General features: G+C 41.6%; 11 protein-coding genes. 5 read left to right on the top strand and 6 right to left on the bottom strand.

The window, feature by feature from the left end:
- Positions 1-122: 122 nt before the first annotated feature.
- Together ABJV04_RS02695 and ABJV04_RS02690 are read left to right on the top strand one after the other, a co-directional pair.
- Positions 123-950: a universal stress protein gene (locus ABJV04_RS02695; protein ID WP_348489626.1), complete on the top strand. Its 828-nt coding sequence runs from the start codon at positions 123-125 to the stop codon at positions 948-950.
- Between the two features lie 163 nt (positions 951-1,113).
- Complete coding sequence (locus tag ABJV04_RS02690) at positions 1,114-2,517, top strand: MBL fold metallo-hydrolase (protein ID WP_348489624.1); 1,404 nt, start codon at positions 1,114-1,116, stop codon at positions 2,515-2,517.
- 25 nt (positions 2,518-2,542) lie between these two features.
- Here the strand turns inward: ABJV04_RS02690 and ABJV04_RS02685 are convergent, their stop codons facing one another.
- Genes ABJV04_RS02685 through ABJV04_RS02675 form a run of 3 tightly spaced genes read right to left on the bottom strand, consistent with a single transcriptional unit; the run spans position 2,543 to position 5,534 of the window.
- Positions 2,543-3,691, bottom strand: coding sequence for an ABC transporter permease (locus ABJV04_RS02685; protein ID WP_348489623.1), 1,149 nt, complete (start codon positions 3,689-3,691; stop codon positions 2,543-2,545).
- Positions 3,688-4,620 carry an ABC transporter ATP-binding protein gene (locus ABJV04_RS02680; protein WP_348489621.1) on the bottom strand — a complete coding sequence of 311 codons (933 nt, stop codon included), beginning with the start codon at positions 4,618-4,620 and terminating at the stop codon, positions 3,688-3,690. Before ABJV04_RS02680 ends, ABJV04_RS02685 begins: the two co-directional genes overlap by 4 nt.
- A gap of 2 nt (positions 4,621-4,622) precedes the next feature.
- Positions 4,623-5,534 (bottom strand): HlyD family efflux transporter periplasmic adaptor subunit, encoded by a 912-nt coding sequence (locus tag ABJV04_RS02675; protein WP_348489693.1) that lies wholly within the window; start codon positions 5,532-5,534, stop codon positions 4,623-4,625.
- Between the two features lie 345 nt (positions 5,535-5,879).
- Here ABJV04_RS02675 and ABJV04_RS02670 point away from each other — a divergent pair, with 345 nt between their 5' ends.
- Together ABJV04_RS02670 and ABJV04_RS02665 are read left to right on the top strand one after the other, a co-directional pair.
- Positions 5,880-7,439 (top strand): sodium/solute symporter, encoded by a 1,560-nt coding sequence (locus tag ABJV04_RS02670; protein ID WP_348489620.1) that lies wholly within the window; start codon positions 5,880-5,882, stop codon positions 7,437-7,439.
- A 229-nt stretch (positions 7,440-7,668) separates the two neighbouring features.
- Complete coding sequence (locus tag ABJV04_RS02665; RefSeq protein ID WP_348489618.1) at positions 7,669-8,214, top strand: hypothetical protein; 546 nt, start codon at positions 7,669-7,671, stop codon at positions 8,212-8,214.
- A gap of 21 nt (positions 8,215-8,235) precedes the next feature.
- Here ABJV04_RS02665 and cynS read toward each other — a convergent pair whose 3' ends face one another.
- Genes cynS through ABJV04_RS02650 form a run of 3 tightly spaced genes read right to left on the bottom strand, consistent with a single transcriptional unit; the run spans position 8,236 to position 11,273 of the window.
- Entirely contained in the window at positions 8,236-8,682 is a 447-nt protein-coding gene (gene cynS, locus ABJV04_RS02660; protein WP_348489616.1) for a cyanase, read from the bottom strand.
- Positions 8,683-8,692: 10 nt separating this feature from the next.
- Positions 8,693-10,420 carry a protein kinase gene (locus tag ABJV04_RS02655; protein ID WP_348489614.1) on the bottom strand — a complete coding sequence of 576 codons (1,728 nt, stop codon included), beginning with the start codon at positions 10,418-10,420 and terminating at the stop codon, positions 8,693-8,695.
- Entirely contained in the window at positions 10,407-11,273 is an 867-nt protein-coding gene (locus tag ABJV04_RS02650) for a formate/nitrite transporter family protein (RefSeq protein ID WP_348489613.1), read from the bottom strand. The genes ABJV04_RS02655 and ABJV04_RS02650 overlap by 14 nt, the downstream gene beginning before the upstream one ends.
- A gap of 614 nt (positions 11,274-11,887) precedes the next feature.
- On the opposite strand from ABJV04_RS02650, the gene ABJV04_RS02645 reads away from it, so the two are divergent.
- A complete protein-coding gene (locus tag ABJV04_RS02645; protein ID WP_348489611.1) occupies positions 11,888-13,033 on the top strand; it encodes an alpha-hydroxy acid oxidase in 1,146 nt (381 codons plus the stop codon).
- Positions 13,034-13,230 lie beyond the last annotated feature (197 nt).

The following is a 13,230-nucleotide window of genomic DNA, read 5'->3' as shown; positions in this document are numbered from 1 at the left end:
TTCGATACTTTATCTCGCTAGATATTGATGTGGATCAGTCAATTTAAGCAGATTTAAACTATGCTTAAGGTGCAATTGAATTCCCAATCTAAGATGAGTCTAATATAAATTAAGGAAGGATTATGAAACATATTTTAGTTGTTGCCGAGAGGAAAGAAAGTGTTAAGCCGATGCTGAAAAAAGCATTAAAGTTTGCGCCTTCCAGTATTACGGTGCTGTATATAGCTAATGATTTACTTGATTCTAACGTTGAGGGACTGACTACCTTAATTAACAATGAAGTGGCAGATGCATGCAAAATAACAATTCTAATGGAGACGGTTACATCCGCAGCTGAGCGCGAAGAGTTACTGTTTAAAACTCTCAGCCATGACGAATTTGATACCACATTCATTCACCGTCCTCAATTGGGACGGGAAGAGTTGGACTTTTCACTGATCAAAGCGGCACTAAAAGGCCCGATTAAATCCAGTGTTTTGTTATGTGGTGATAATCGCTGGCGCGGTCAGTTTAAGTTGTTAGGCACTGTTGATATTTTCACTAGAACCGATGCCCAAAAAGAATTAAACGACAAAGTCCTGAATACCTCTGCACATATCGCCAAGCAGTTGTCTGCGGATGTTTCTGTTTTAGGGGTGATCCCTATTCCGCGTATAAAACAAGAGTTTGATATAACTGAGCCCGGTGAGGTGATGGTTAAAAAAGGTAAGTTATCCAAAGATAAACTTGAAAAAATTGTAGAAGATACAGGTGTGTTTACTGACTATACAGTGAAAATTGAGGCCGGCTCTGCCTATGCTTTGATCCCTTCCGTCGCCAGCAAAATGAAAGCGAACTTGGTCGTCATTGGTAACGTTGGTCGCAAGGGAATCAAAGGAATGTTAATCGGCAATACGGCTGAAAAAATTCTCAATCGGCTGACGGTTGATGTGCTTATTGTTAGGCAGTAGCGCTTAGTCAATCCTATGCAATATTTAAAGCTCAGTTGACACTAGTAGCTAGTTTTAACGGCTTTTACACGGGTTCACGGATACTATTTTAGACTAGCTAACGCCGAGTACCTGCAAATTCTGAGTTGCCTAGGCCAATATCAGATTCCATTTGGAGAGAACCATGGCTAAATTGACGTTTTACGGTGCTATTGAAGGCGTAACGGGCTCTATGTATTTACTGCAAACCGAGAATAGCAAGATTTTGCTAGATTGTGGTTTGTTTCAAGGCCGAAGAGTGGAGGAAGAGGCAAACTTAAAGCCGTTACCCTTTGATGTCAGCCGACTAGATGGTGTTGTGCTTTCCCACGCCCATTTGGATCACTCTGGTCGTTTACCCTTATTAATTTCTCAGGGCTTAACGTGTCCAATCTATATGACCTCGGCTACAAAAGAGTTAATAGAGGTGTTGCTTAAGGACGCCGCATCTTTGCAACAGCGAGATGTTGAATGGGAAAACAAACGTCGTCGCCGCGCCGGTAAAGAAGAGCTTGAACCCCTGTATAACCTGCAAGATGTGGAAACAACATTAGACGACTGTATTGGTATCAAATATCACCAAAAACGTGAAATTACAGAAGATGTGTCTATTCATTTTCTTGATGCTGGTCATATCCTTGGATCTGCCATTGTAGAAGTGTTGATAGATGAGCAGGGCGGGGCTAAAAAGTTGGTGTTTTCTGGTGATCTTGGCAATTCACAAGCGGCATTGTTAAACGATCCTGAGTTGGTTAAAGAGGCTGATGTATTGCTGCTTGAATCCACTTATGGTGATCGCGAGCATCGCTCTATGGAAGCGACATTGCAGGAGTTTGAAGATGTTATAACCGAGGCTTCTGAAAACGGTGGCAATATTTTAATTCCCTCCTTTGCGGTTGGTAGAACCCAAGAGATAATTTTTCGACTCGGTGAGTTATATCAAAAAGGTAAATTAAAACAACAAGCTGTTTTTCTAGATAGCCCCATGGCGATTGCGGTTACGGAAATTTATCATCGCTACCAAAATGTGTTTAATGAAGATGACCGTGCAGCAATGGGCGGACAAAACAATCAACAAAGTCTACATAAATTTCTACCAGTATTGCGATATTCAAGTAGTACTGAGGAGTCTATGGCGCTGAATCAAATCGACAGAGGAGCTATTTTTATTGCCGGTAGTGGGATGTGTAATGGCGGCAGAATACGTCATCATTTAAAACACAATTTATGGCGTAAACAGTCTCATGTGATTTTTGTTGGTTTTCAAGCAATTGGCACGCCTGGAAGAGCATTAGTGGACGGCGCAAAAACCTATAAAATTGCAGGGGAAACTATCGCAGTTAAAGCGCAAATCCATACCATGGGAGGGTTTTCCGCTCACGCTAGCCAGGCTCAGTTAATTCAATGGGCTGCAGGCTTCACCACTAAAAAACCACAACTGTTCTTGGTTCACGGTGAAGAAAAAGCCAAAATAGCCTTGCAAGCAGCCTTTAAAAAAGTAGGGTGGCAGGCAACCATTCCAACACTTAATCAGACGATTCAATTTTAATTGTGTAGTCGAATTATAAATAAGATTAGTCTAAGTTTTTCTTAAATCGCAAGGAAGCGACTACCAATCCTAAAACGGTGAAAAGCAATAACCAATAGACATCAAAGGTCATATCGGTAAATTCCACATCTTTGAGAATAACGCCGCGGATCAAGCGCATAAAATGTGTAGCGGGTAAGGCCTCGGCAATGTATTGGGCGGTTAACGGCATACCTTCATAAGGAAACATAAAGCCTGAAAGCAGTATAGAGGGTAACAAAATAAAGATGGTCATTTGCATTGACTGTAATTGATTGGTGGCAATGGTTGAGATCACTAGCCCCAAGACTAAACTTGCCGCAATAAACAACAAAGTCACACCAAATAAGGGCAGCAGTCCGCCATTCACTGGTACATTAAACACATAATAACCCAAGCCTAAAATAATAATCACTTGCAGTAACCCAATGAAAATATAGGGTATAATCTTGCCTACCATTAATTCTATGGGTTTAATTGGCGTGGTAATTAGCATTTCCATGTTGCCATGTTCACTCTCTCTGACAATAGCAGCAGAGGTAAACATAATCATGGTCATGGTGAGAATGATGCCCAGCAAACCTGGCACTATATTTACTGCAGTCCGTTGTTCGGGATTATAAAATAGTGTCACTTCAAAGGTTGGTGTTGAGCGATTGGCAGGTTGGCGCAGCAACTCAACCAAGGGCATTGAACGTAAACTTTTAATGGAGCTTGCAATCATGGTGTCTGAACCATCAACTACCCACTGTGCAACAGGACGACTGGTTTGTTCATCACTGGCAGCAGGTAAGCCCAAACCGACACTCGAACTGCGGGCCAAGCGCTGACTTAGATCGTGGGGAATAAATAAAATCGCCCGTACATCTGTGCGTTCCATGGCTTTTTGAGCACTATCAATATCATTGTATTGCTCAGTGAATTTAACTACTTGGGTGGCGGTAACCGTTTGTACTAGGGCTCTGCTTAGGGCTGTTTGACTATGATCAACCAGTGCCACAGGAATATGTCTAACATTAGTATTGATGGCGTAACCAAATAAAACTAATTGCACCAATGGGATCATAATCACCATGCCAAAGGTCATTCTGTCGCGTTTTAATTGGGTCAGTTCTTTAAAAAAGATTGCTTGGATGCGATACAAAGCGGTGATCATTGTCGTCCGCCTCCGGTACAGGTAATAAACACATCCTCTAAACTGGGTCTTACTAGGTTGAGTTTGTCATTTGCAAGTTGTGTGTGGTGTTGCAGGTAGGCTAATGGATCCGGCTGGGAATCTTTGACTAATACTCGTAATCTAGCGCCTAATTGCGCAGCAGTAATTATATTGGGAAGGGTAATAATTTGCTGTTTCAATTGCCTGATCCCTTGGGCTTCTATTTCGACCACTTTTGCCGCCATGTTTTTCATTAATTCTTCAGGGCTGCCGTCTGCTCGTTTTAAGCCATTTTCTAAAATAGCCAGTTTATGGCAACGTTCCGCTTCGTCCATATAATGAGTGGAGACCAAGATACTCGTTCCTTGCTCGCATAAATCGAACAACTGCTCCCAAAACTCACGTCGATTTTCAGGGTCAACGGCGGAGGTGGGTTCATCTAGAAATAACAATTGAGGCTTGTGTAGCGTTGCTGCCGCAAGGGCTAGACGCTGTCGTTGACCACCACTTAAACTTTCCGCCAGTTGCCGCTGTTTTTGATCTAAACCGTAAACCGACAATAATTCACTGATCCGCTGTTTTTGCGCTAAACCCGAAATACCGTATATTTTGGCAATGAATTGCAGATTTTCCTTTACCGTTAGATTGTTATACAGCGAAAACTTTTGTGTCATGTAGCCCATTTTCAAGCGTAGCTTTTCAGCGTCATCTGGGAGCTTTAAGCCCAATACTGTGACTTCGCCAGAAGTAGGTTTCAACAAACCCGTTAAGGTTCTTATTGCCGTCGTTTTACCACACCCATTTGGACCTAAAAAACCGTATATAGTGCTTTTTTCCACGTTAAGATCAAGCTGTTCAATGGCTTTTAAGTCTCCAAAGTGACGACTTAATTGTTTGGCTTGTATCACCCATTCAGGGGAGGTTGCCATGGTCACGGAAGCTCAACTTGTACGGCAACACCATTGGCCAAATCTGCGTATTGACTAGGTAACTGCACTTCAGCTAAATACATTAAACGGGCGCGTTCTTCTTGATTTAAGGCGTAATATGGGGTGAATGCAGGCTCAATAGAAATCCAACGCACTGTCCCTTCAATGGTTTCTGTTAGGCCATCGACATGCAGCGGTAAACTGTCACCTACTTTTATTTTTACGCGATAAGGCTCTGGAACATAAATCCGCGCATAGGGGGCAATACCTGCCAAAACTATGGCGACGGGACTGCCCATAGTCACTCTTTCACCTAAATTCCAAGGCAGATTATCGAGTCGGCCATCCCGCGTGGCGACTATGGTCAAATCCTCTAGTTTCTTAATTTCACTGGCAAGCGCAGCTTCCATCATCGCTAAATTAGCTTTGCCCATTTCTAAGTCTTCTGGACGGGTACCATTGGTGAGCAATAACAAAGCTTCTTCTGCTTCGTGAACCGCGGCTGCTTTTGCATCCCTTGTGGCCAGCGCTTGATCTAGATTGGCTTGACTGACCAACTTTTGGGAAATCAGGTTTTTCGCTCTTTGGTACGCGGTTTCACTTTCCGTTAATGCGGCTTGGGCTCCTTCCAATTTAGCACTGGCTGAAGCGACTTCTTCGGGGCGGGCTCCGTTTCTTAGCTTATCTAAATTTGCCTGTGCTTCGGCGACGGACGCTTTTGCTTTGGCCATGATTGCTTTTTGTTGACGATCATCCAGTTTCACCAATACATCGCCTTTTTTTACTAGCGTCCCTTGGGGAATGGGCAATTCGGTGACGACTTCGTTAACTGTGGCGGTGTGCGCAATTCTATTTCGTTCCAACGTACCTAGGGCTAGACCTGTTTTATTGTCTTCACATCCACTGATAAACATGAACAAAGCTAATAAGGTCAGCGTTAAACCTTTATGGATAAGTGCAGGCTTGCTGGTCAATTTCATCGATAGGAGTTGCAATGGGGGCATTAGTTATCCTTACAAATGTGTATATCATCAGTAAAGTGCATAAGTTGTTGTTATTGATGACTCTAACGCCAAAATCACCCTGTGGACATTTGGCCTTTACACAAAATTTTGCTGATGCACTTAGACTACACCTTAACTATTCGTCAATCTAGCAATGGCTCACAAAGTGTATTTCAATATTTCGCAAATCCTTGATATGGTAGTAAAAAATGCCCCATCTATAATTATTCTAAAAAACCTTTAGGGAGAACTATTTTGTCTTGGCTCGATTACTCGATTGTTGGATTTTATTTATTGGGTTTGCTATGTATGGGATTACTCTTCCGGCAACAGCGAAATCGAGATGATTACTTTCTAGGCGGACGAAGTATCCCTTGGCCTGCATTGTCCTTATCTGTGATGGCAACACAACTTTCAGCTGTTAGCTTTATTTCAGCGCCTGCTTTTGTTGGTTTGCGTGAAGGCGGCGGTTTGATATGGCTATCCTATGAGTTGGCGCTGCCTGCTGCGGTGGCATTAATGCTCTGGCGATTGTTACCCTCGTTACATAAATCTGGTGTGGTGAGCGTTTATGAATACTTAGAGCGACGCTTTTCACGTTCCACTCGATTACTTATCAGTTTTGTCTTTCAATTGAGTCGTTCAGTAGCAACGGCGATTATGATTTACGCCATTTCCCTTATTTTGCAAGGTACCATGGGAATGGAGCAGTGGCACAGTATTGTGTTAATCGGGGTGATTACTTTAGTTTATTCGGCCATGGGCGGAATGAAAGCGGTGGTATATGGTGATGCACTGCAAATGATTCTGATTTTTGGGGGAGCCTTAACCTGTCTTTGGATTGCTTTGGACCACATCGGTGGAGTAGAGCAGGCACTGACCCTGATTGAACCAGCGCGTTTAGTGGCGGTAAAGCCCGATCAATTTGGTCTGTCGGGTAACGACTTTGGTTTATTGCCCATGCTATTTGGTGGAATCGTGCTTTATGCGTCGTATTACGGCTGTGATCAATCGGAAGCGCAACGCTCTTTGTCTGCTCATAATCTGGGTGACCTGAGAAAGATGATGTTAACCGTAGCAATTTGTCGTTTTCCCATCACCCTTGTGTACTGTGCAGCAGGTTTAGTTATTGGCGCAATGGTAATGAATACACCTTCTTTACAAGCTCAAATTCCTGCTGATAATCCAGACTGGATGATGCCTATTTTTATCATTAACTATTTACCAAGTGGAATTATTGGTCTGTTAGTGGTGGCCATTATGGCCGCTGCCATGTCTTCCCTGAGTTCAGCGGTAAACAGTTTAGCCGCTGTTTCTGTCGAAGATCTATGTCGTTTATTTAAACATCAACCGAATAATGAAACCTACATCAAATATGCCCGTTTAGCTGGTATGGGGTGGGGCTTAGTAACATTGTTTTTGTCATTCATTGCCGGCGACATCGCGCCCACTATTATTGAAGCGATCAATAAAATTGGTTCGGTTTTTTATGGTCCGGTTTTAGCTATTTTTCTATTGGGGATCTACAGTAAAAAAATTGCCTCTTATGCTGCTAATACAGGTTTAGCGGCAGGGGTATTAGTAAACATGGGACTATGGCTATTTGAAAGTCCGATATTTTGGTTTTGGTGGAATTTAATCGGATTTGTTACCACTATTGCGGTGGGGTATTTAATGACGTTTTTGACTAAACCAACTGATTCTCATCAGCCCAGCATTCGATTGTTGTCCGTTTCGAATGTATTAATGCTAATCGGATTAAGCGTAGCTTTAACCCTATTTTGCTTAGTTTTACCCAGTTTGTTACTAGCTTAGAGTATTATTTATACATCGAGCATAATTTACCGGTGGAAATGTAAAAATCACTCATTTACCGATTCGCCCTGTTTCTTAATCGTTGATAAACATGGGGTTTAGAAGGCGCATAGGTGAATGTAAAGGTGGCACGTAAATTGGAAACAGCATACTTAACATAAACAAGTTTCATATCTTGTGTCTAAATTAACACAAGGTGAAGTTGTATAAACACCGTTAAGGATTGCTTATGAATATTAATACAAGCCCACTAAAATTAATTTTAAAAACGCCACTGTTAATTATGTTGTCCAGTTTGATTTGGGTGGGGTGTGCAAGCATTCAACCGACAACATTTGTCGCAGCAGAAGGTTATGGTGAACTAGGCTACAGCAACAAAAAACTGAGTGACGACCAGTATCAAATTATTTTTAGCGGTAATGCTAAAACCGACAGCGTTACAGCAAAAGACTACGCATTACTTCACGCGGCTAACCTCACATTATCTAAAGGGTTTAGTTGGTTCGAAATTATTCAAAGTGATACGGATGTTGAAACCAAAGAAGTGAATAGAGTCATCCCCGATGTTTCAACCAATCCAACCACAACATCAAGCTGTGGGGTTCTAGGTTGTACCATTTCCACAGCTTCTACTTACCAGGGCGGAACCGTGGTATCAGAGCAAGTGGCGGACAAAATCAATGCGACCTTGGTTATTAAAATGGGGAATGGGACACCAGCAAACCCGAATAAAGTGTTTGATGCCAAACAATTAGCATCAAACCTCGCAAGTTAGCTTAATCCTTCAAGCTAAGCGCTAATAGGATTTATAAGGTAAGAACTTTCCTGATAGGACAATATTGACTCTATCTCCTGCAGGATTGTTTTCCCGTTGAATATCCATGGAAAAATCAATGGCACTCATAATACCGTCACCGAATTCCTCATGGATTAGTGATTTAATCGTGGTGCCGTATACATTAACTAGCTCATAAAAACGGTAGATCAAAGGATCTGTAGGAACACTTTCTGGCAACGAGCCTTTGTATGGCACTACTTGCAACCAAGCAATGGCATTCTCATCTAGGTCAAATAACTCGCCAATTTTTTGCGCTTGTTCTGCAGTGAAAGTCATTTGCCCTAAACAACCTGCAGTGGTCCACTCTTTAGATTTACCAATCAGATCTGCGACTTGTTGCCAAGAAATACCATTTTTAACTTTGCTTACTAATATAGCAGTAGTAACTTCTTCGCGACTTTTCATAGTTAGGTCCTCAATGATTTAAAAGATAAAGTAAATAAAAGTTAAGTAACACCAGCAGTGCACTGAGCCACTTCCAAAAAAGCAAAGGACTGCGTTCTATTAGTGGCGCTTTGCTTTGTTGTAAAAATTGTGGATTTGGGTGACGTAAATCGTGGATAAATTCAGATAGGGCGTCGTAGCGTTTGTACGGATCTACTTGCAATGCTGTGCGTAAACACGCATCTACCCATGTTGGAATGTGTCGATGGGCATCTAAAACCGATTGATAATTTAGCTTTCGCTGTTGGGCAAAAGTACGGGTTTTAGCAACGTGAGTTTCGTAAGGGTAACGGCCACTTAACATGTAATAGGTTAATACGGCTAACGAAAACAAATCGGAACGCTGCGTTCCCATTTCCCCTAAAAAATACTCAGGGGCCATATACAACGCTGTTCCAGGAAGTGCCAATGTTAGTTGTTCACAACCTAGCTCTTCTATACCAGCTACCATTGTAGAACCAAAATCGATAATTTTAACCGTCCCATTGAGGTCAATCATAATGTTCTCGGGACGTATATCTTGATGCAGCATCTCCAGTCGGTGGAAAGCTTGTAAACCACGAGCCACTTGTTCAATGATGTCTCTAACAGTTTCTAAGCCTGGATTTGGATTATCAGTTAACCATTGCTGCAGTGATTGACCGTCGACATATTCAGATAAGGTGTACAGATAGTTTTTTGGACGTTCAGTTTTTGGGGCTTTTAGAACGTGAACATTATTAATTCGACGAGATATCCACTCTTCTAAACAGAATCGCTCTAAGTAGCCATTGTCATCCTGTAAATCTACGGATGGTGTTTTCAAAACAACAGGCTTTTCTGTTTCTACATCATTAACGAGGTATACATGACTGCGGGCAGAATAATGTAACTGACGAATCACCTTAAAACCATCAATGTGAAAACCCGGTTGCAATGGGGGAGGCAAGGGCAAACTATCTACTAGGTTACTCACTGGACTGGTACATTCTGAACTGAGTGATTGAACCTGTATTATTTGCACCGTGATATTATCATCACTGCCATTTTCTATAGCTTGCTGAACTAAATTCTCTGCTAGCGCGTCGTTTACCTGAGTTTGATGGTTTAAATGCGTTAATAAAACAGAAGGGTCAATAAAGTTATGGAAACCATCGGTACTAAGCAGCAGAGTGTCTCCTTCACATAACGTAAACTGTTGATGATCAATTTCAACTGAATCCTGCATGCCCAAAGCGCGACTGAGATAACTTACTCCCTCAGCAGCGATTTGTTGATGGTCGTTGGTCAATTGTTGAATACTGTTATGACGGCAGAGGTAAATTCGTGAGTCACCCACATGAAATAGATGGGCGATATTGCCCTTAACAATAACAGCAGCAAAGGTACAAACATACCCTTTATCTGGATCGTATTTGTGTTCACTTTGTTTACTGTGAGCAAATAACCAGGCATTGATGGAGGTGATAACTCGTTTTGCAGATGTTTCTACTGACCATGCATCAGAGGTTGAATAATAATCGTGAATAAAACTGTTAACCGCAGCTTGGCTAGCAATATGGCTTACCTCACTACTACTAATACCATCTGCCACAGCCGCAGCGTAGCCATTTAATTGGGCTTGCACCTGAGTAGGTGAAGCAAGACCATAAAAATCTTGATTGATAGTTTTGCGGCCAGCACTTGAGTACTGGCCGTTAACTAGTTTAGTTAGCTGCATTTGGCGCGACAGTGCCAGAAGCAATAGTTTCAGGAGAAACTTTAGCTACTTTTCGTTTAGAGCCAGTGCGAACATGAGTTGTGTAAAGCGTTAACCCAGTGAAAGCCAAGCCACCAACAAGGTTACCTAATGCTGTGGGGATTTCGTTCCAGATAAAGTAATCAACAACTGAAAATTCACCACCTAAGATAAGGCTAAACGGAAACAAAAACATGTTAACTACTGAATGTTCAAAACCCATAAAAAAGAACAAAAATATAGGCATCCACATGGCAATCACTTTACCACTCACATGCGTTGAAATCATTGCTCCAACTACACCCAAAGATACCATCCAGTTACATAACATGCCGCGGATAAAGATAGTGAACCAGCCAGCTGTACCATACTCGGCATACCCTAGCGTTCGAGCTTCACCAATGGACGCTACTTTTTTACCGATAGCCCCAGGGTCAACATTAAAACCGTAGGTAAAAATAAAGGCCATCATAAAGGCGACTGTTAACGCGCCACCAAAGTTACCTAAAAATACCAGTCCCCAGTTACGTAATATCCCTTTTATGGTTACACCTGGACGTTTATCGAGCCAAGCTAGTGGACAAAGAACAAACACGCCAGTGAGCAAATCAAAGCCCATTAAATACAGCATACAAAAACCCACTGGGAATAAAATCGCACCTAGTAGAAACATGCCTGTTTGAACCGCTATAGTTATTGCAAATACCGCTGCTAGAGCGAGTATTGCGCCAGCCATATAGCCGCGAATAAGTGTATCGCGAGTTGACATAAATATTTTTGATTCGCCTGCATCGACCATTTTGGTGACGAATTCTGCTGGAAGTAAATAAGCCATAAGTACCCTCGTAAAATTAGTGTTCAAATTTGTTTGTTGTCTCTCATGCCAATGCATCTGGCTTGCGTTTTCTACGGGCAAAAAAAAACGTTCAAATTCCTATACAGTGCATAGGAAGTTGAACGCCTTTGTTCGAATATTGTGACCGTAGACTCTTCGTTGAGTTACATTTTAATCAAAGCAAAATATAAGCCATAAAATAAATTGTTTATTATCAATTGTTTATATTTTCACCCTCAAGTTAAATGAGTTTTATTGGTGCAAAGTTTCACTGTTTTAAATCATTTAATTAAAAATGATAGGGTGCTTTTTAGTATAAAATGGCGATTTGATATGCAAACTTTAATGACTTTACTCCACTTAATACTGGTTAGATTATTTTGATGCAGTTGGACTTATGGCAAAACTTGAAGGCAAAACAGCGATGCTGAAGGAAGTTACGTTTACTGAAAGTTTTCAAATGAATTTTCATAATATGAAGGCGAGAAAACGTCTCTTATGGGCTGGTGTAAGTACCGTAACAATCGTTTATTATTGATTGTTAGGTTTTTTGTTGAACCCTACAAATTATTCTCTGATATAACTAATCCAATAAAACCCATCGGGATCCCAGTATGCGACTAAAACATTGCCATAACTTTCATGATTTTCGAACTCTCGCCAAAAAGCGATTACCCGGGCCAATATTCAATTATATTGACGGAGGCGCTGATGATGAAGTGACCCTAAGACGCAATTCAGAAGCGTTCAATCAATGTGATTTAGTGCCTAAGGTGTTAACGGGGGTAAAAGACATTGATTTAAGTGTTGAGGTGATGGGTCAAAGATTAGAACTACCTATTTATTGTTCTCCTACAGCATTGCAGCGACTCTTTCATCACCAAGGTGAACGAGCGGTTGCAGCCTCGGCTGCAAAGTTTGGCACTATGTTTGGTGTTTCTTCCTTGGGAACTGTGAGTATGGAAGAAATTGCTAAACAATATGATACACCTCAGGTTTACCAATTTTATTTTCATAAAGATCGAGGCCTTAATAGAGCCATGATGGAACGGGCCAAGGCATCTAAAATCGAAGTAATGATGCTAACGGTTGATTCGATTACCGGTGGCAATCGTGAAAGAGATCTGCGTACCGGTTTTTCAATTCCATTTAGGCTCAACCTGTCAGGATTATGGCAGTTCGCCACTAAACCAATGTGGGGGATAAATTACGTCACCCACGAAAAATTTGCGTTACCACAGTTAGACGAACATGTGGATATGGGAGGTGGTGCTAGTTCCATAGGTGATTATTTTACTAATATGCTCGACCCTGCGATGAATTGGGATGATGTCGCTGAAATGGTCAAGTTTTGGGATGGACAGTTTTGTTTAAAAGGAATTATGAGTGTTGAAGATGCTCGTAAGGCTGTGGATATAGGCTGTACCGGTATTGTTATCTCAAATCATGGTGGACGTCAGCTAGATGGTTCGCGCAGTTCCTTTGATCATTTAGCAGAGATTGTTGATGCAGTTGGCGATAAGATTGATGTTATGTTCGATAGTGGCGTGCAAAGGGGAACTCATGTACTTAAAGCCCTGTCTTTAGGCGCTAAAGCCGTTGGTGTCGGACGTTTGTATTTATATGCCCTTGCTGCAGCAGGACAAGGAGGTGTAGAGCGAGCACTAGGGTTAATGAAAGCTGAAATTGAACGTGATATGCGACTTATGGGGTGTAGTTCGGTCGCTGAACTATCAAAACACAATTTACGTTTTCGTTAATCCTTGATACTTCAAGTTAAGGCAGTTTTGTCGTTTAATGGTGACGCTGGGCGTTACCATTAAACGACGTATATTTCAGATTCTAATGATTTAAATAATTTTTAAATTTAATCCCAAAGTTTTTTCAATTTAATTGTTCCCAATTCAAAATGACCCTTCCTAAATACAGCTCAATAGTGACAAGGCTTGCCGAGATA

The sequence above is a fragment of the Aliiglaciecola sp. genome, assembly GCF_039982535.1.
Classification (GTDB): domain Bacteria; phylum Pseudomonadota; class Gammaproteobacteria; order Enterobacterales; family Alteromonadaceae; genus Aliiglaciecola.
The sequence above is the reverse complement of the archived record's forward strand: the minus strand, read 5'-3'. Positions and strand labels throughout refer to the sequence as shown.

Coding starts and splice junctions, on each gene's coding strand:
- ABJV04_RS02695 (WP_348489626.1), top strand. CDS start 123: ATGAAACATATTTTAGTTGTTGCCGAGAGGAAAGAAAGTGTTAAGCCG.
- ABJV04_RS02690 (WP_348489624.1), top strand. CDS start 1,114: ATGGCTAAATTGACGTTTTACGGTGCTATTGAAGGCGTAACGGGCTCT.
- ABJV04_RS02685 (WP_348489623.1), bottom strand. CDS start 3,691: ATGATCACCGCTTTGTATCGCATCCAAGCAATCTTTTTTAAAGAACTG.
- ABJV04_RS02680 (WP_348489621.1), bottom strand. CDS start 4,620: ATGGCAACCTCCCCTGAATGGGTGATACAAGCCAAACAATTAAGTCGT.
- ABJV04_RS02675 (WP_348489693.1), bottom strand. CDS start 5,534: ATGTTTATCAGTGGATGTGAAGACAATAAAACAGGTCTAGCCCTAGGT.
- ABJV04_RS02665 (WP_348489618.1), top strand. CDS start 7,669: ATGAATATTAATACAAGCCCACTAAAATTAATTTTAAAAACGCCACTG.
- cynS (WP_348489616.1), bottom strand. CDS start 8,682: ATGAAAAGTCGCGAAGAAGTTACTACTGCTATATTAGTAAGCAAAGTT.
- ABJV04_RS02655 (WP_348489614.1), bottom strand. CDS start 10,420: ATGCAGCTAACTAAACTAGTTAACGGCCAGTACTCAAGTGCTGGCCGC.
- ABJV04_RS02650 (WP_348489613.1), bottom strand. CDS start 11,273: ATGGCTTATTTACTTCCAGCAGAATTCGTCACCAAAATGGTCGATGCA.
- ABJV04_RS02645 (WP_348489611.1), top strand. CDS start 11,888: ATGCGACTAAAACATTGCCATAACTTTCATGATTTTCGAACTCTCGCC.